The 16,023-nt window shown below is 52.9% G+C and carries 18 protein-coding genes; 7 read left to right on the plus strand and 11 right to left on the minus strand.

All coding sequences use genetic code 11. The features are described from left to right. The first annotated feature begins 54 nt into the window (after positions 1 to 54). The 3 genes from SPICO_RS05125 to SPICO_RS05135 are packed head-to-tail and all read left to right on the plus strand — an operon-like array spanning position 55 to position 3,199. Complete coding sequence (locus SPICO_RS05125; RefSeq protein ID WP_013739612.1) at positions 55 to 1,017, plus strand: ABC transporter permease; 963 nt, start codon at positions 55 to 57, stop codon at positions 1,015 to 1,017. Continuing rightward, positions 1,010 to 1,798, plus strand: a complete 789-nt coding sequence (locus SPICO_RS05130) for an ABC transporter ATP-binding protein (RefSeq protein WP_013739613.1) — start codon at positions 1,010 to 1,012, stop codon at positions 1,796 to 1,798. The genes SPICO_RS05125 and SPICO_RS05130 overlap by 8 nt, the downstream gene beginning before the upstream one ends. Before the next feature lie 39 nt (positions 1,799 to 1,837). Then, entirely contained in the window at positions 1,838 to 3,199 is a 1,362-nt protein-coding gene (locus SPICO_RS05135; protein ID WP_013739614.1) for an MATE family efflux transporter, read from the plus strand. A gap of 46 nt (positions 3,200 to 3,245) precedes the next feature. Here SPICO_RS05135 and rsfS read toward each other — a convergent pair whose 3' ends face one another. The 7 genes from rsfS to rplU are packed head-to-tail and all read right to left on the minus strand — an operon-like array spanning position 3,246 to position 7,239. Continuing rightward, the gene (gene rsfS / locus SPICO_RS05140) at positions 3,246 to 3,629 is read right to left on the minus strand and encodes a ribosome silencing factor (RefSeq protein ID WP_013739615.1); all 384 of its coding nucleotides are present in this window, start codon (positions 3,627 to 3,629) and stop codon (positions 3,246 to 3,248) included. Further along, positions 3,626 to 4,291 (minus strand): hypothetical protein, encoded by a 666-nt coding sequence (locus tag SPICO_RS05145; RefSeq protein WP_013739616.1) that lies wholly within the window; start codon positions 4,289 to 4,291, stop codon positions 3,626 to 3,628. Before SPICO_RS05145 ends, rsfS begins: the two co-directional genes overlap by 4 nt. Further along, positions 4,288 to 4,890 carry a metal-dependent phosphohydrolase gene (locus tag SPICO_RS09760; protein WP_013739617.1) on the minus strand — a complete coding sequence of 201 codons (603 nt, stop codon included), beginning with the start codon at positions 4,888 to 4,890 and terminating at the stop codon, positions 4,288 to 4,290. The genes SPICO_RS05145 and SPICO_RS09760 overlap by 4 nt, the downstream gene beginning before the upstream one ends. Next, positions 4,859 to 5,500 (minus strand): nicotinate (nicotinamide) nucleotide adenylyltransferase, encoded by a 642-nt coding sequence (nadD, locus tag SPICO_RS05155; protein ID WP_013739618.1) that lies wholly within the window; start codon positions 5,498 to 5,500, stop codon positions 4,859 to 4,861. The genes SPICO_RS09760 and nadD overlap by 32 nt, the downstream gene beginning before the upstream one ends. Before the next feature lie 21 nt (positions 5,501 to 5,521). Further along, complete coding sequence (obgE, locus tag SPICO_RS05160; protein ID WP_013739619.1) at positions 5,522 to 6,616, minus strand: GTPase ObgE; 1,095 nt, start codon at positions 6,614 to 6,616, stop codon at positions 5,522 to 5,524. Between the two features lie 41 nt (positions 6,617 to 6,657). After that, the gene (gene rpmA, locus SPICO_RS05165; RefSeq protein ID WP_013739620.1) at positions 6,658 to 6,909 is read right to left on the minus strand and encodes a 50S ribosomal protein L27; all 252 of its coding nucleotides are present in this window, start codon (positions 6,907 to 6,909) and stop codon (positions 6,658 to 6,660) included. Positions 6,910 to 6,921: 12 nt separating this feature from the next. After that, the gene (rplU, locus tag SPICO_RS05170) at positions 6,922 to 7,239 is read right to left on the minus strand and encodes a 50S ribosomal protein L21 (RefSeq protein WP_013739621.1); all 318 of its coding nucleotides are present in this window, start codon (positions 7,237 to 7,239) and stop codon (positions 6,922 to 6,924) included. A gap of 135 nt (positions 7,240 to 7,374) precedes the next feature. On the opposite strand from rplU, the gene SPICO_RS05175 reads away from it, so the two are divergent. Further along, the gene (locus tag SPICO_RS05175) at positions 7,375 to 8,010 is read left to right on the plus strand and encodes a TetR/AcrR family transcriptional regulator (RefSeq protein ID WP_245523194.1); all 636 of its coding nucleotides are present in this window, start codon (positions 7,375 to 7,377) and stop codon (positions 8,008 to 8,010) included. A 14-nt stretch (positions 8,011 to 8,024) separates the two neighbouring features. Here the strand turns inward: SPICO_RS05175 and argS are convergent, their stop codons facing one another. Both argS and SPICO_RS05185 read right to left on the minus strand, forming a co-directional pair. Next, on the minus strand, positions 8,025 to 9,788 hold the full coding sequence (argS, locus tag SPICO_RS05180; RefSeq protein ID WP_013739623.1) for an arginine--tRNA ligase: 1,764 nt from the start codon (positions 9,786 to 9,788) through the stop codon (positions 8,025 to 8,027). A gap of 69 nt (positions 9,789 to 9,857) precedes the next feature. Then, complete coding sequence (locus tag SPICO_RS05185) at positions 9,858 to 10,844, minus strand: biotin--[acetyl-CoA-carboxylase] ligase (protein ID WP_013739624.1); 987 nt, start codon at positions 10,842 to 10,844, stop codon at positions 9,858 to 9,860. A gap of 197 nt (positions 10,845 to 11,041) precedes the next feature. Between SPICO_RS05185 and SPICO_RS05190 the strand changes: the two genes are divergently transcribed. Together SPICO_RS05190 and epsC are read left to right on the plus strand one after the other, a co-directional pair. Then, positions 11,042 to 11,620 carry a biotin transporter BioY gene (locus SPICO_RS05190; RefSeq protein WP_013739625.1) on the plus strand — a complete coding sequence of 193 codons (579 nt, stop codon included), beginning with the start codon at positions 11,042 to 11,044 and terminating at the stop codon, positions 11,618 to 11,620. A gap of 47 nt (positions 11,621 to 11,667) precedes the next feature. Then, positions 11,668 to 12,627, plus strand: a complete 960-nt coding sequence (epsC, locus tag SPICO_RS05195; protein WP_013739626.1) for a serine O-acetyltransferase EpsC — start codon at positions 11,668 to 11,670, stop codon at positions 12,625 to 12,627. A 30-nt stretch (positions 12,628 to 12,657) separates the two neighbouring features. Here epsC and mtaB read toward each other — a convergent pair whose 3' ends face one another. Together mtaB and SPICO_RS05205 are read right to left on the minus strand one after the other, a co-directional pair. After that, positions 12,658 to 14,019, minus strand: coding sequence for a tRNA (N(6)-L-threonylcarbamoyladenosine(37)-C(2))-methylthiotransferase MtaB (gene mtaB, locus SPICO_RS05200; RefSeq protein WP_013739627.1), 1,362 nt, complete (start codon positions 14,017 to 14,019; stop codon positions 12,658 to 12,660). Then, entirely contained in the window at positions 14,016 to 14,831 is an 816-nt protein-coding gene (locus SPICO_RS05205; RefSeq protein WP_013739628.1) for a prephenate dehydrogenase/arogenate dehydrogenase family protein, read from the minus strand. Before SPICO_RS05205 ends, mtaB begins: the two co-directional genes overlap by 4 nt. A 117-nt stretch (positions 14,832 to 14,948) precedes the next feature. Here SPICO_RS05205 and pta point away from each other — a divergent pair, with 117 nt between their 5' ends. Continuing rightward, a complete protein-coding gene (gene pta / locus SPICO_RS05210; protein WP_013739629.1) occupies positions 14,949 to 15,947 on the plus strand; it encodes a phosphate acetyltransferase in 999 nt (332 codons plus the stop codon). Positions 15,948 to 16,023: the final 76 nt, after the last annotated feature.

Consider the following 16,023-nt stretch of genomic DNA (forward strand, 5'->3'; position numbering starts at 1 on the left):
CGTGATTCGGCCTGTCGCCGGTGGCGGATGCATTGTTTTTGTCAGGGGTAAGAAATGATTGAAGGTATTTTCGTTGATGGCCTGATTTTCGCAATCATGGTCATCGGTATCCTGATTACCTTCAGGATACTGGATTTTCCGGACATGACATGCGATGGCAGCCTGGCTGCTGGCGCGGCTGTCGCGGCAATGAGCATCACGGGCGGATGGGGCATCGGAGTTGGCCTTCTTCTGGCGTTTTTCGTAGGCGTGGCAGCTGGAACCGTAACGGCCATCATACACACCAAGCTGAAGGTACCTGGACTGCTCGCCGGCATCCTCACCATGACCATGCTTTATTCCATAAACCTGCGGATACTGGGAAACCGCGCCAATGTCCCTTTGCTCCGCATCGAAACATTGTATACCCTCCTGCCCCGTATATTCTCTTTCCTTTCCCCTGAATGGGCAGCATTGACGGGAACGTTCCTTGCCCTCATCATCTTGAAGGTAATCATAGATGTGTTTTTCCGCACCGACCTGGGGCTGGCTCTCGGCGCCATGGGAAGCAATGAACAAATGATCATCAGCCAAGGGATGAACCCTGATGTCCTCAAGATGATCGGCATTGGGCTTGCCAACGGACTGATTGCCCTCTCCGGCGGCCTGCTTGCCCAATACCAAGGCTTTGCCGACGCAAACCTTGGACAGGGCATGTTGGTTCAGGGGCTGGCAGCCATCATGATCGGAGACTTCCTTTTTTCATCAAACAAGATATCATTCATCACCCTGAGAGTCGTCATCGGTGCCCTGATTTACAAGGCTCTTATGTTCTTCGGGCGGAAATACGGTTATCTGGTAGGAATCACGCCCAATGATTTCAAGCTGCTCACCGGACTTTTGGTCATCGCATCCCTGCTCATCGCCAAGACACGGAGCCAGGCTTCATCATCAGGAGCGCGAAAAAGAGCATTGCTCCGCAATAAACGGAAACACGCCGCCGAAGTCCAACGCCAGGAGGAGAACACCCATGCTTGAACTGAAAGATATCTCCAAGGTCTTCTATCCCGGTACTGTCAACGAGAAGCTCGCCCTTGATTCCGTTTCCCTGAATATTGCGCAGGGTGATGTCGTCTGCATAGTCGGAAGCAATGGTTCAGGCAAAAGCACGTTGTTCAATATTGTCTGCGGCACGTATCCCGTGACCGGAGGAACGATACATTTCAATGGTGAGGACGTGACTCACAAGCCGGAGTACAGGAGGGCGCGGACAATCGGCCGCATATTCCAGGATCCGACCAAAGGAACTGCCGCGGGAATGTCGGTCGAAGACAACCTGATTACTGCCCTGACCAAGGGAATGAGAGGGTTGAAGTTCAGCCTGAACAATGAAAGGCGTGAATTTTTCCGCGAACAGTTGATCCCTCTTGGTCTGGATACCCGCCTCAAGGACAATGTAGGACTCCTTTCCGGAGGACAGCGACAGGCGCTCACCCTTTTGATGACAGTCCTGAGCCAGCCTAAGATGCTCCTTCTGGACGAACATACCGCAGCGCTTGATCCGGGCAATGCCCAGGTTGTCATGAACATGACCGAACATTTCATCAGCCAGTTCAACCTGACTGCCCTGATGATTACCCACAACATGCAACATGCCATAGATTTCGGTACAAGGCTGGTCATGATGGATGAAGGTACAATCATCTTGGATGTTTCAGGAGAAGAAAAGAAAAAGCTCACTGTCCTGAAGCTGGTCGAGCTGTTCAAATCCATCAAGAACAAGACATATGCTTCGGATGAAGCCTTGCTGACATTGTAATATAGAATAGAACGGAGGTCGTCTTCTGACGATGAGCCTGTGCATAAACATACAATCAGAATACCACAGGAGCAATTACTTTTTTCCCGTCAGTATCTGATAAGCCTGATACTCCCTCTCATAGCGGAGCAGGTTCTTGCCATAACCATTGGTCTGGCAGATACCATGATGGTTTCCCAGAGCGGGGAAGCGGCGGTAAGCGGCGTCTCCTTGGTTGATTCCCTCAGCAATCTGTTCATCCAGCTTTTCGGAGCCTTTGCCACCGGTGGTGCTGTCATATCTTCCCAGTACTTGGGACAGAAGAATCAGATTCACGCATCCCTCGCCGCAAAACAGCTCATCTATGTGTCGTTGTTTTCTGCCGTCGCGCTGATTGCTTTCGGCATTCCGTTCCGACCTATCATCCTGCGTACCATCTTTGGTGACATCGAGGGACAGGTGATGCGACCGGCGGTGCATTATTTTCTCTTTGTCCTGCTTTCTTTTCCCGGACTGGCCATCTTCAATAGCTGCGCAGCCCTCTTTCGCTCCATGGGCAACAGCAAGGCGACGATGAAGGTGTCACTGCTTATGAACGTAATACATATCACAGGTAACGCATGGCTTATCTTCGGCATGGGGCTTGGTGTCATGGGTGCCGGTATCTCGACATTCGTTGCCCGGAGTACTGCCGCCATCATCATGTTGGTCATGATACACAAAAAACGTCATCCCATACATGTGGACAACATCTTTGCCTTTGAATGGCGTCCCATCCTCATCAAAAAAATCCTGCGCATCGCAGTGCCGAGTGGCATAGAGAACAGCATGTTCCAAATCGGCAAGCTTTCGGTTCAAAGTCTGACGGCTAGTTTCGGCACTGTCGCCCTGGCAGCAAATGCCATCTCATCCGCGCTTGCGGGTTTCAGCAACATACCGGGCAATGCAATCGGGCTTGCCTCGATAACTGTCATCGGCCAATGCGTAGGAGCCGGGGAATACCGCCAGGTTTCCTATTATTCCAAACGATTCATCATCCTTGTCTATGCCTCGGTCTTCGCCCTGTGCGTTCCCATGCTGTTCCTCGCCCATCCATTGATCCAGCTTTTCCATGTAAGCGAGGCCGCCAGCACCCTTGCGGAACAGGTGCTGATGCTCAATCTGTTGGTGAGCCTTGTCTTCTGGCCACCATCCTTCACCGTGGGCAACTTCCTCAGAGCAACAGGCGACGCACGTTTCACCATGACCATCAGCATGCTTTCCATGTGGGTGTTCAGGGTTGGCCTGAGTTACCTTTTCGCCAGCTTCGGATGGGGTTTGCAGGGGGTATGGATAGCTATGTACGTTGACTGGTTGGTGCGGGGAATAGCCTTCTCCTCCCGTTTAATCAATGGCGGATGGAAAAACAAGCAGGTCGTCTGAACTCATGACGGACAACCTGCCCTACGGACAGCCTGCTCTAAAGTATTTACACTTCTTCCGTTTTGCTTTCGTCTTTTCCTTCATCCGACTTAGGAACAGCAGCCCCCGCCCAGAGCTTCTCGATGCCATAAAATTCGCGCATGGGAGAACTCATCAGATGGATGATGATGTCACCGCCGTCAACCAGCTCCCAGCCATCTTCACCGGGTGTCTTGTGGCGGTTTGAAACGTCCACTCCTATCTTCTGAAGTTCGCCCCACAGATTGTGTACGATACCGTTCAGGTGTCCGATGCTGGAAACCGTCGTGACAATGAAGAAATCAGCGAAGCTACACCTGCCACTGACATCGAGCAGGACGGTGTCCATACCCTTGTGGTCATTGATGAAACTGACAATTTTCTCCGCGACATCCTTGCGTTGTCCACTCATTCTTTTATGCTCCTTAATGAAATCTCATCCATCGCGCCCTGAAGCCAGGACACGAACCATGCGCGTACTTCCGTAATTTCCATCGAACTGTCGAGGAAATGGGCGGCATCATATGCCATTGACCGACCTCCACCTTGGGAACGACGCATCAGCGCCGCGGCATCAAGTCCGGAAAGTCCGTTCAGTGTAGCCGGGAGACTGGTTTTCCTCAAGTCCCCCGCATGTTTTTCCAATATCTGTATTCGTGAAGCCGGTTCTGTTGCCTGTGAAAGGACGGAATCTTGCGCGACAAGCGTGTCCAGCAGGCTCCTGATATCCGCCAAGTTTTCCGCAGTACCGCCAAAAGTGCCTGAGGAAGGAAGCCCGGAAAACGAGGCCATCACCAAGAAAGCAGAAGGATCACTTCCTGCTTCTCCGCTGCCATACCACTCCTGGAGGATATCAAGCGGCAGGGATACGCTGAGAAAGGCACGTGCCGCGGGCATCTCAATCAAAATGATTCCTTCCGATTCGAACCAGCCATACCTGACAATGGGCGTGGAGCCATGGGCACAGGAAGTCAAGGTCAGGACAATGGACAGCACTATCACCAGCGCGTGGAGAATACGGACGGAATACCGTTTTGCCGGATGCCGTTCCACCTGATATGCAGTCATTCTCATTGGAAGTAGCCTCCCTGCTCCAGGAATTCCCGTAGTTCCGAAGTGACGCCAGCTGGGACAATGCCTTTTGCCTTGTGCCATGCATCATCCCTGAGAATGAGAGCCAGGACGATATTCTCCAGACTGGGCAATGAAAGAAAGTCCTCCCTTTCCTTGTTTGTGATGTAGGTCCGCAATGGTTCAAGATAATCCGCAATGAACAGGGCAGCCCCCAAGCGTCCCATTGAGACAGAGCCAAGGGTATGCCACCGGATGGCCGTGGCCCATGTATCGGGGAAATCAGGAATCAAGCCCAGTGATAGATGCGCTCCGACCGGAGCGTGCAGCAAAACCGGAGACGCATCTTCTTCCGCCTCCGTGGAGATATGATGCTCCCTCACATACGCGGTAAGATTTTCCGTCTGCCATTCCCGTGCAATGTCATGCATCAGCCCTATGCACATGGCGGCTTGGATTCCATAGTCATCAACAAGGCCAGGGAAAATCTTGAAGATACGTTCCATTGTACGGCCACAGTTAATTGAATGGACGGCTCTCCGGGAAGTCAGATGGGTGGTGACGTAGTTTTCAAGCTCCGTAAAGTCTATGTTCAAGGACATAACGCGCCACCTCCCCAGGCAGATATGCGGATAGTCCGGAGACATCGGCTCCAGAGGCGGCTTTCCTGCGAACCATGGAGGAAGAATCTTCATGGACAGGATTGTCAATGTAGATTGCACAGGCTTGGCGAGGTAATGGGAGAGCGGGTTTTTTCGGCAGTCTGCGACAGATGAGGAACACGACTTGAGTGGCAAGTTCCGAAAAACGATGCCATCTGTCCAATCCGGCAATCAAATCATCTCCAATGACGAGCCCCAGCCTCTCTCCGTCTTCCATCTTATCTTCTTTGCGCAACGCCTCGACAGTGTCCACTGTATAGGAAACGCCACCACGCCGGATTTCCCGTTCATCCACGTCAAGACGCAAGGCACAATCATCAGGATAGAGAGCGGGATATGCTGTAAGGGCAAGATGGAGCATCTCACATCTTCTATGGGCAGGAGCGGCTGGTTTTGCATCCTGCTTGAAATTATTGATGAACGCTGGAATCAGGGTGATGCGGGATATCCCCGTGCTCTCGTAGATGCTATGGATAAGATGGAGATGTCCCAGGTGTACAGGGTCAAAACTGCCGCCAATGATGGCTCTTTTTGGTATGCGTATGTCCATGACCATCCTCCTGAGACCAGCTTACTCCTTTTCGACTTCTGCCGCATCATGGGGAACATCAGCATAATGAGCATTGAAATCCGGTGAAAAGATGAACCCCCCTTCCACAAAGTTCCGTTTCTTTGCTTGGTTTTCCGCTTCGGTCACCATGCCTATGAACGCCTGCTGGATAGCGGGCAGTGTGTCATCCATATATATGGAAAGTCCATATACCGGAACATCGGGATATGCGGTACGGACTTCCTCCAGACGCTCCGCCGTGCCATCTTCATCCAGTTTGGTTCCGATGATGACATGTTTTTTTTCCAGAAGCTCAGGAGCATACGCGCCAAGCTCGCCTTTCAGCGCGGCATATGCCGTCAGGTAATTGTCATCAGACAAATCAACAAGGAAGACCAAGCCGATGGTGCGGCTGATATGCTTGAGGAACTTGAAGCCCATGCCGGCGCCTTCGCTTGCGCCTTCGATGATTCCTGGAATATCAGCCAGAACCACATCATGGTCGCCATAACGGAACATGCCAAGCTGAGGGATACGGGTAGTAAAGGGGTATCCGGCGACCTTTGCGCGGGCATTGGTCAGCAGATTCAGAAGCGACGACTTGCCTGCGTTGGGAAATCCGACAAAGCCGAGGTCGGCGATAATCTGGAGTTCCACGCCTATCCGCATTTCCTGTCCGGGTTCTCCCGGCTGGGCGAAGCGTGGAGCCTGGCGGGTAGACGAGCGGAAATGCCAGTTACCCTGTCCGCCACGGCCTCCCTTGAGGAAAACCCAGCGTTCTTCGTTGGTCAAATCTTTGATTACTTCTCCGCTCCGGGCATCCTTGATGACGGTACCGGGAGGAACAGGAATCTCAATGTCATTGCCATCCCTGCCATACTTGCGCTGGCCTGAGCCGTTGCGTCCTGTTTCAGCGCGGAAATGGCGTTCTTTTTTCAAATGAGAAAGTGTACGAAGATTATTGCGGACGACGAACACGACATCTCCGCCTTTGCCTCCGTCTCCTCCGTCGGGACCGCCCATAGGGACATATTTCTCCCTACGAAAGGAAACACAACCGTTGCCTCCGTTTCCGGAGGCAACATCTATATACGTCTCATCTGAAAAACCAATCATGCTTTATCCAAAAAAATCATGCGTTCGTATCGTGCCGGATACTATTCGTTCACGATGCTGACGTACTTGCGATTTTTCCTTTCATGGAAAAGAACCGTGCCGCCGATTTTTGCAAAAAGCGTGTAATCGGAACCAAGTCCGACATTCTCTCCAGGATGGAAATTAGTTCCATGCTGGCGGACGATAATCTCACCGCCCTTGACGAGCTGGCCGCCAAAACGCTTCACGCCAAGTCTCTGTGAATGGGAATCGCGTCCGTTGCGGCTGCTGCCGCCACCTTTCTTATGTGCCATGTCTCCGACTCCTTATGCGATGATCTGCTCGATCTTGATGAGGGAATACTTCTGCCGATGCCCCTGGGTTCTGCGATACCCTTTGCGGCGATGGAACTTGTACACCTTCACCTTGTCTCCCTTCACTTCTTCAGTGACGAGAGTAGCGACAACCTTCGCTCCCTGGACATACGGAGCGCCGAACTTAGCGTTCTTTTCATCTACAATCGCAAGCACAGCGGTGTACTCCAGCTTTTCGCCTTCCTCCATCCTGTCGATTTTATCAACCTGGACGGTAACACCTTCGAGTACCTTGTACTGCTTTCCGAGAATCTCTACCAATGCATACATGCGTTGAAATCCTTCCTTGTGTTTGTTCGGACTGTTTTATACCATCCTTGCCAACCTTGCGCAACCCGTATCCGTCCGGTTCATGGATAAAACGGGGAAAATACCTATTGACTACCTATCGGTCGGTAGTTCATCATGATTTTCATGAACACCCCAACAATCACTGGAGGCGGGTATCCGCCAATGAAGGAGAAACTCATTCTCGTCACACTTGACCTTGCTGCCCGCAAAGGATTGGATGTTACATCTCTTGCCGACATCGCCGATGCGGCAGGAATCCGCAAGGCGAGCATCTTCTCTCATTTTTCATCCAGGGAAGAACTGGTCGGCGAACTTTTCTCATACTGTTCTGCCCTTGCGTCGAAACAAGAGATTACCATTTCCTTTTCAGGGACGGCCGAGCATGTCCTCTCACGGGCGATTGCCCATTGGGACGCCCTTTATTCGACATCCCCCCTATCCCTTTTCTACAAGATTGTCGAACAACAGAAACTTATCCTTACCCTTGCTTCCCGCACCCATCGCTCCTTTGCCCTGATGCTTGAAGGACAGGCACGCGTATTGCTTGAGACTCTCAACGAAACCGGGAGGCTGGACATAGCCGAGACGGATCTGGCCGTCCTGATGTTTTCCAGTACCGTCTCCGCCTTCCTTATCCGGGCAATGGACATACTCCCTGATGAGGATGGGGATGCACAGCAGGAACTGGAATGGCAGAAAGAACGGTTCATCAGGAGGTTCTGCGAGCTGTATGCGCCACGAAAAACATGAGCTTACATTTTTCTCTACATTTTCTCCAGGAACGGCACGCCAATCAAATAGAACGCATTCTTCAGGACGTACAGAACCATGGAACTAAGTTCCACCCTGGCACAGACAAGGCTTTTGGAATCAGCCTTGAGGACAGGATTGTCATGATACCAGCGACTGAAAGTCCGTGAAAGGTCATAAAGATAGGCAGTAAGGACGGAGGGATCCTTGCCCTCCCCAGCTTTGCCGACCACTTCGGGATATGCCGCAAGAGAACGCACGAGTTCACGTTCATCATCAAGTATCAGGACAGACGGGTCGAAAGGAACATCCTTGAAATCCTCCCGCATGTCCTCCCATTTGCGCATCATGCTGGAGATGCGGGCTCCCATATACTGGAGGTACGGCCCTGTATTCCCGTTGAAGGAAATGGAATCCTTGGGATTGAAAATCATGTCCTTTGAGGGAGTGACTTGAAGAAGGTAGTAGTTCAACGCGCCGAGGGCGATGGAAGCTGCCGTGGCATTGATATCATCAACATCGTTCTCCCGTCCTTTTGAGATGATTTCCTCTTTTGCCAGCGCGGTCAGGTTGTCAATCAAGTCGTCAGCGTCCACGACAGTCCCCTCTCTGCTTTTCATCTTGCCTTCCGGAAGGTTCACCATGCCGTAGGACAAATGATAGAGTGTGGGTGCCCATGAATAACCGAGCTTTTCCAGCACATGGAAAAGGACGCGGAAATGGTATTGTTGTTCGCTCGCTACGACATAGATCAAGGAGTCGAACGGCCAGTCTTCATGCCGCTGGACTGCTGTCCCGATATCCTGTGTCATGTACAGGCTGGTGCCATCGCTACGGAGAAGGACTTTCCTGTCAAGTTTGATATCGCTCAAATCCATCCATACGGAACCATCAGAATCCCGTTGGAAGACGCCTTTTTCCAGACCGGCCAGGATGATGTCCTTGCCCAGTTTGTAGGTATTGCTTTCATAATAATACGCATCGAAGTCAATGCCTGTCTTGCGATACGTCTGTGCCAATCCGTCGAGCGTCCAAGCGTTCATCCTCTCCCACAGGGCAAGGGTTTCCGGCTCACCCGCCTCCCATGCGCGGAGCATTTCCTGCGCTTGTTCCAACGCAGAGGGGTCTTCTTTTTCCCACTGGGCAAAGCGGACATAATAGTTTCCGACGAACTTGTCTCCCTTGATGCCCGTACTTTCTGGTGTTTCGCCGGAACCGAATTTCTGATAGGCGAGCATGGACTTGCAGATATGCACCCCGCGGTTGTTAATCAGGTTCACCTTACGCACATCTGCGCCATTGGCTTTCAGGATACGGCTGACGCTTTCTCCCAGGCTGTCATTGCGCAGGTGTCCCAGATGAAGGGGTTTGTTTGTATTGGGGCAGGAGAACTCGACCATGACGCGCTTGCCGTCAAAAGCGGAACCCTTTCCATAGGAGGTTCCTTCACGGGCAATCATGGAGGAAAGTTCGGCGGCAATGGTCGGTATGTCAATCTTTACGTTGAGATAAGGGCCGCTGACCAGCAGTTCTCCCGCTGGACGTGTCGGCAAGGCTTCAATCTTTTCCTTCAGGAGGGCGGCAATGTGAGGAGGAGCGGAACGCAAGAGTTTGGCATAGGCGAAAAGCGGGAAAGCAAGGTCGCCCATGTCCGGTCGCGGAGGCTCCTGCACTATGATGTCGGCGGGTTTCGGACCTGTGGCTCCCGCCTCACGTGCCATGTCCCCTATCTGCGCGGCAATGACCGCCTTCCAATCTTCCCTGACTTTCTCCAACATCTTGGCCTCTCTCTGCTATACGCTTTCTAAGTGCGTCCGTGCCACTATAGTATGGAAAAGCCTCATGGTTCAAGCATCAAAGCGGATGCTCACTTCTCCCGCCGCAAGGACTTCCCGGCTTCCATCAGGGAGACGGACATGAAGGTGGAAATCCCTGTCTATGTCCTCGGCGACCGCTGCATGGGGAGAGTTGCCTTCCACTCGGATTTTCTTGCCCAACAGGAAACAACGGTCACGGTATTCCGTCCAGATAGCATCGTCCCCCAGATGGGAAGCGCAATCGATGACTTCTTTCATGATTGCAGCGGCAAGCATTGCCCTGCTCTGCCCGGCTGGTACTTTGTCTTCTCCGGGAAAAAGAGAGCGAACCATGTGGCGTATATCCTCCGGATAAGCTTCAACGGGTGTCGAGAAGTTGATTCCAATGCCTACCACAAGAGCGCTGACGCCACCGTTCTCCATATCGGCGATGCCCTCGGTCAGGATGCCGCAGACTTTCCTTCCGTTGAGGAACAGGTCGTTGACCCATTTGATGTCCAGCCGCAGATGGCAGACGCGTTCCACGGCACGGGCGACGGCAACCGCGGCGGCTGTAGTAATCAGCACCGGGACGACACCTGGAGCCATGCGCTCCGGCCTCAGCACGATGCTCAGATAGATGCCGCCTTCCGGCGATGCAAAGGCTCGTCCGCGTCTGCCTCGGCCTCCGCTCTGGGTACGGGCGACCACGGTAGTACCGTGAGAGGCACCGTCAACTGCCAATGTCTTCGCCCTCTGGTTGGTGGAGCCAATTTCATCATGGAACTCAAGCAGGGAGATGAGAGGAGAATCGACATAGGCGGACAGGCTTGCCCTGGACAGGATGTCGGCGGCTTCATCAAGCGTATACCCTTTGTTGGTAGAAGCTGAAATGGGGACACCGAAGCTCTGTAATTCTTTGACAGACTTCCATACCGCAGCACGTGATACACCAAGAGCGGAGGCAATGGTTTCTCCGGAAACCGGAGTCCCTTTGTTCCGCTCCAATACGGTCACGACATCTTCCTTGATTCCCATGTACAACCATCTCCCTACTGGCCATGGTACTCTTATGGAAGGTTCAATGCAATGTCTTCCAAAGATACTTCCACGCCATAATTTTGTTACAGCTCTATTAGAGGGAATACGCCGTATCGTAAACTAAAATAGTTTACACAGTTTACAATATTCCATGCTTATGGTATACCCTCCATCATTACACCGGAGGTCATCACATGAACTCATCACGCTCGGTATTGGTCACTGCGCTTTTCGCCGCGCTCATCATTGTCGGGGCATTTCTCAGGATTCCCCTGCCGCCCGTCCCCATCACCTTGCAAACCCTCATGGTTCTGTTGGCAGGATTGCTCCTTGGATGGAAGTTGGGGCTGGCTTCAGTGGGCATCTATCTTTTGTTGGGGCTCATCGGGCTTCCTGTGTTCACTACCGGCGGTGGATACGCCGCTTTCTTCGGACCGACAGGCGGTTTCCTTGTTGCCCTGCTCCCGGCTGTCACCATCACCGGCATAGGTGCTGACGCGGGCTGGAAACATCGGGATAAAAATCCTTGGATATTCACTGCCTCCCTTATTCTTTCATCAATCATGGGAACAATCGTCATCTACGCTATCGGCGTCCCGTGGCTCAAGACGAGTCTTGGTCTCAGCTGGCAGGCGGCTCTCGCGGGCGGGATGTATCCCTTCCTCATAGGCGACACAGTGAAAGCCATAGTCGCTGTCATGGTCGCCCTCAGGCTCAGAGAAAGGATCATGGGTATCCTGCAACGGCAGACAGAGATTGGAGACATCGACTGACCGACGTACCACTTCTCCAAAAACTCCAAGCATTGTATGCTGGAAGCATGGACACAGATATATCCCAAACTGATGACTCATCCGCTTCCCGCATTGTCACGCCAGATGTCGCCGCACGTTTCATGGACACCTTCCATCGTCTCCATGATGATGATTTGAGGGTTCAGTTCCTGTCAGGAGCGCATGAATTGCCTTCATCAGAGGCCATTGACGACATCATCTGCACGCTCCTTGAATCATTTTTTCCCGGACGATGCGGAGGAACCATGTCTCCACGCTCTTTCGAGGAACAGGTAACTGATTCCCTTGAGCATCTTGCAACGGTACTGTCTCTTCAAATTGCAACAGCCCTTGCTTATGGGGATGGTTCCGGGAACCGTGCGCTGCATGAAAAACGCGCGCATGACATTGTATTGAAACTCTTTGACAAACTTCCGGAGATACGCCGGATGCTCAAGCTCGACGCACAGGCCGGATATGAAGGAGATCCCGCTGCCCGTACCATTGCGGAAGTACTCATCTCCTATCCCTATCTCAAGTGTCTGGCGGTTCATCGGGTCGCCCATGAGCTGTACGACATGAATGTTCCCCTGATTCCTCGGATGCTCAGTGAGAAGATGCATGGGGAGACTGGCATAGACATTCATCCCGGAGCCCGCATAGGGACATCCTTCTTCATAGACCATGGTACAGGGGTCGTCATAGGAGAAACTTCTGTAATCGGAAATCATGTGAAGTTATACCAAGGGGTGACGCTGGGCGCGTTGAGCTTTCCCAAAAGGGAAGACGGCGGACTAATCAAGGGGATCAAGCGTCATCCGAATGTCGGGGACAATGTGACAATCTACGCCCATGCCACCATCTTAGGGAACATCACCATTGGGAACAATGTCATCATAGGTTCAAACTCGTGGATTAAGGAAGACGTACCACCGTTCACACGCGTGAGTATCGAGATGCCCAAAACCATCCTGAAAACCGGACAGCCGAAGAAAAAGCAATCCTGAACGCTTAAGCGAAATGTTCAAGCACAACGCTTAAACCAACACTCGGACGATGCAGGAGCCATTATCGGCAGTCTTTCCTATGACCACCTTGAACAGGTCGCCGGGACGGGCGTCCTGCGGGGATCCCTCGACTCTGGCACGGAGATAGTTGCCGGTAAGACCGTTCCACCACCCGTCCTTCTTCTGTTCCAGGATGACTTCCGCTTCCCGTCCTTCCTGACGGGCACTGTATTCCTTGAGAAGACAGGCGGAAAGCTCCCGCAGCCGTGCGGCTCTTTCATCCCGCACGCTTTCAGGAACCCTGTCCCTGGCTTGGTACAATGGGGTATCGGGCCGAGGCGAGAAAGGAAACACATGCAACCGGGCAAAACCTTTGTTTTTCAAAAAATCATATGTCTCCTGGAACTCGGCATCATATTCCGCAGGCAGTCCGGCTATGATATCAGCGGCTATGCACGGGTCGTCCTTGATGTCCCTCAAACGGTCAATCACCCACGCGAGATGCTCAACCGAATAATGGCGGTTGATGCGGTACAGGACTTTTTGGTTTGCCGATTGCACGGGAATGTGGAAATACGGTTGCATCCGTGGGTCATGGAGGGTGTCGAGCAGACGTCCGTCCACATGATCAGGCTCAAGTGAAGAAAGCCGGATACGCATGTCAGAGCCGATATGCTCCAGGATTTTTTCCACCAGAGCGCCCAACCCTTCGCCTTTGTAACCATACATGGTCAGGTTGACCCCGGTAAGAACCACTTCATGGAAGCCCTGGCGTTCCAGATGCATCACCCGTCGAACTACCTCGTCAGCGTTCAAGTCCACCGCCTTGCCCCGCGCCACATGGACACGGCAGAAGGCGCAGGCATTGTCGCACCCGTCCTGGACTTTCAGGTATGCCCGTTGATTATGTAAAAATGTATCGGGAGCATAGTCAAAGACAGAAGGCTCTTTTCCCTCCCCGCCCGACTTGGCATGCAAGGCGGCAAGCTGGGCTGGCACGAGTTCCGCGAACTCCCGGCAGATATCCAAAGGAGAATCACCGGAATGGATGCGGGGCGTCATGAAACGGGGCAGCGCGAGCAGCGCGGCTTTCTTGTCCAAGGGGAATACGACGATACGGGCGGCCAGGGCTGCTATGTCCGTCCCGTCCATCTGGGCATAGCAACCAGTCACCACGACCACGGGCGCATGGGGTTCAGAGGCGTACTTGCGAATCATCCGGCGGGCTTTCTGTTCCGCTTTGCTCGTCACCGTACAAGTATTCACGACATAAAGGTCGGCGGACATGTCATCTTGTACGACATCGCACCCTTCCGCGGCGAAAGCCTGAGCAATGGCTTCCCCTTCCGTCTGGTTCAACCGGCAGCCTAATGTATAGACACGAACCTTCATGTCTTCTCCATACGTACAGCCATGTCTTGGGCAACCAGTTCAGCCATTACTTTGTCCAGTGCTTGGCGCAGATGGCGGCGCATGTCGGAAGCATAGGGATTGTATCTCTGCAAATCATAGAAAAGCTGACGGGGGTCGTTGCATGTCTGTTCAACGATGGACATAAGGCGGCGGTAGCCGGTGGTAGCCAGGTCAGTATGCCCCAGATGGAGTTCATCCAAGGTACGTCCGACGAAGTGGGTGACTCCTTGTGACCATGCGGTTTCCTTGTCGTGGGTATCGCAGTTCATGTGCAGGACAGTGAGTCCCCAAGAGGAAAATTCCTTCTCCCATGGTCCGATATCAGCTGATGACGCCACTGATGAGAGCATCATAGGAAGGTCTTTCACGCCATGAGCGCCAGAATCAGGACCGAACATAGGATGCGTGGCAATGCAGGGAATCCCACGGGAGACGAGCAATTCTTCCATGACGGCATATGGATAAAGTTTGACGGAACAGGTGTCAAATACTGTCGTAGCAGGGGTAAGACGCGGGGAGATGTTCGTCACCACGTCCTTGAAGGCGCTGATTGGGACGCAGAGAAAAAGATTTTCCTGTCCCAGGATTTCATCCTCCCCGACCAAACTCACGCCCGGCGGTACTGATACGGCATGACGCGTGTACCCATACACTTCATGTCCGTGAGAAGCGAGAAGACTTGCCCAGAATGACCCGAAACGTCCCATGCCATATACACCGATTTTCATGCCCTCACTGTACAGGAAGTACGCAAGGACGGCAACAGAGCCTTTCCAGGTATTTTCCCCCATCAGGGGTTTAGTGTATGATGGATGGCGGGACATCCTTTCCGTCACCTGTCAGCCGCAGGGAAAAAGCCGTCCAAGGAGTCCTCCGTATGACCTATAATCCAAGATAAGGAGAAGAATATGACTTTTGCAGAAAAGATGAAGGCACAGGCTGTCGCCGCGGCAAAAAAACTGGTACTCGCCGAAGGAACTGAAATCAGAACCGTCAAGGCGGCCCGCATCATAATCGATGAGAAGCTGGCATCCAGCGTGACATTGGTAGGGAATCCGACAGATGTGAAGAAGGTCGCAGCAGAGGCCGGTGTCGTCCTTGATGGCATTGACATCCAGAACCCTGAAGACTCATCCCTCCGCCAGAACTATGCTGATGAATACTATGACCTGCGCAAGAAAAAAGGCATGACTCCTGAACAGGCATACGCGGACATTGTCAATGAACTCCGCTGGGGCGCAATGATGGTTCGCAAGGGCGACGCCGACGCCATGGTCGCCGGAGCAAAGAACACGACCGGAGATGTCCTCCGCGCCGCTTTCCAGATTATCAAGACCAAGCCGGGTATTGCCAGTGCGTCCTCATGCTTCGTCATGGCAACGGACAAGACATCACTAGGTGCTGACGGTTCCTTCATATTCAGCGACTGCGCCACCATTCCCAATCCGACCGCCGAACAACTGGCTGAGATTGCAGAAGAAGCGGCGGCTTCCTGCGCGACCTTCCTGGGTGTTGAGCCGGTCATTGCCTTGCTCTCCTATTCTTCCAAGGGTTCAGCGAAAGGAGAAATGGTTGACAAGGTTACGCAGGCTCTGGAACTGGTCAAGGTGAAACGTCCCGACCTCCGCATTGACGGCGAGCTTCAGCTTGATGCCGCCATCATAGAAAGCGTTGGCACGTCCAAGGCTCCCGGCTCCCCTGTCGCGGGCAAGGCCAATGTCTTGGTGTTTCCAGACCTTCAGGCAGGCAACATAGGCTACAAGCTGGTGCAGAGACTGGCGGGAGCCGAAGCCTACGGTCCAATCCTCCAAGGTTTCGCCAAGCCAATCAGCGACCTGTCCCGCGGCGCAAGCGTTGAGGATATCGTCGTGACAAGTGCCATCACCCTTGCCCAGGCAGCGAACTGAACCAAAAGGATATTCCGTACCGATAGAGGGATGCTGCAAAATTTGCACATCCCTCTTTTCATTTATGATTTCCATG

It is taken from the genome of Parasphaerochaeta coccoides DSM 17374 (genome assembly GCF_000208385.1).
GTDB lineage: Bacteria > Spirochaetota > Spirochaetia > Sphaerochaetales > Sphaerochaetaceae > Parasphaerochaeta > Parasphaerochaeta coccoides.

Bases quoted from the DNA above. Each gene is read 5' to 3' on its own strand.
- SPICO_RS05190 (WP_013739625.1), top strand. From the start codon at position 11,042: ATGAACTCATCACGCTCGGTATTGGTCACTGCGCTTTTCGCCGCGCTC.
- SPICO_RS09760 (WP_013739617.1), bottom strand. From the start codon at position 4,890: ATGTCCTTGAACATAGACTTTACGGAGCTTGAAAACTACGTCACCACC.
- SPICO_RS05145 (WP_013739616.1), bottom strand. From the start codon at position 4,291: ATGAGAATGACTGCATATCAGGTGGAACGGCATCCGGCAAAACGGTAT.
- rplU (WP_013739621.1), bottom strand. From the start codon at position 7,239: ATGTATGCATTGGTAGAGATTCTCGGAAAGCAGTACAAGGTACTCGAA.
- nadD (WP_013739618.1), bottom strand. From the start codon at position 5,500: ATGGACATACGCATACCAAAAAGAGCCATCATTGGCGGCAGTTTTGAC.
- SPICO_RS05185 (WP_013739624.1), bottom strand. From the start codon at position 10,844: ATGGGAATCAAGGAAGATGTCGTGACCGTATTGGAGCGGAACAAAGGG.
- mtaB (WP_013739627.1), bottom strand. From the start codon at position 14,019: ATGAAGGTTCGTGTCTATACATTAGGCTGCCGGTTGAACCAGACGGAA.
- argS (WP_013739623.1), bottom strand. From the start codon at position 9,788: ATGTTGGAGAAAGTCAGGGAAGATTGGAAGGCGGTCATTGCCGCGCAG.
- SPICO_RS05125 (WP_013739612.1), top strand. From the start codon at position 55: ATGATTGAAGGTATTTTCGTTGATGGCCTGATTTTCGCAATCATGGTC.
- SPICO_RS05205 (WP_013739628.1), bottom strand. From the start codon at position 14,831: ATGGGGGAAAATACCTGGAAAGGCTCTGTTGCCGTCCTTGCGTACTTC.
- SPICO_RS05130 (WP_013739613.1), top strand. From the start codon at position 1,010: ATGCTTGAACTGAAAGATATCTCCAAGGTCTTCTATCCCGGTACTGTC.
- SPICO_RS05175 (WP_245523194.1), top strand. From the start codon at position 7,375: ATGATTTTCATGAACACCCCAACAATCACTGGAGGCGGGTATCCGCCA.
- epsC (WP_013739626.1), top strand. From the start codon at position 11,668: ATGGACACAGATATATCCCAAACTGATGACTCATCCGCTTCCCGCATT.
- rpmA (WP_013739620.1), bottom strand. From the start codon at position 6,909: ATGGCACATAAGAAAGGTGGCGGCAGCAGCCGCAACGGACGCGATTCC.
- pta (WP_013739629.1), top strand. From the start codon at position 14,949: ATGACTTTTGCAGAAAAGATGAAGGCACAGGCTGTCGCCGCGGCAAAA.
- obgE (WP_013739619.1), bottom strand. From the start codon at position 6,616: ATGATTGGTTTTTCAGATGAGACGTATATAGATGTTGCCTCCGGAAAC.
- rsfS (WP_013739615.1), bottom strand. From the start codon at position 3,629: ATGAGTGGACAACGCAAGGATGTCGCGGAGAAAATTGTCAGTTTCATC.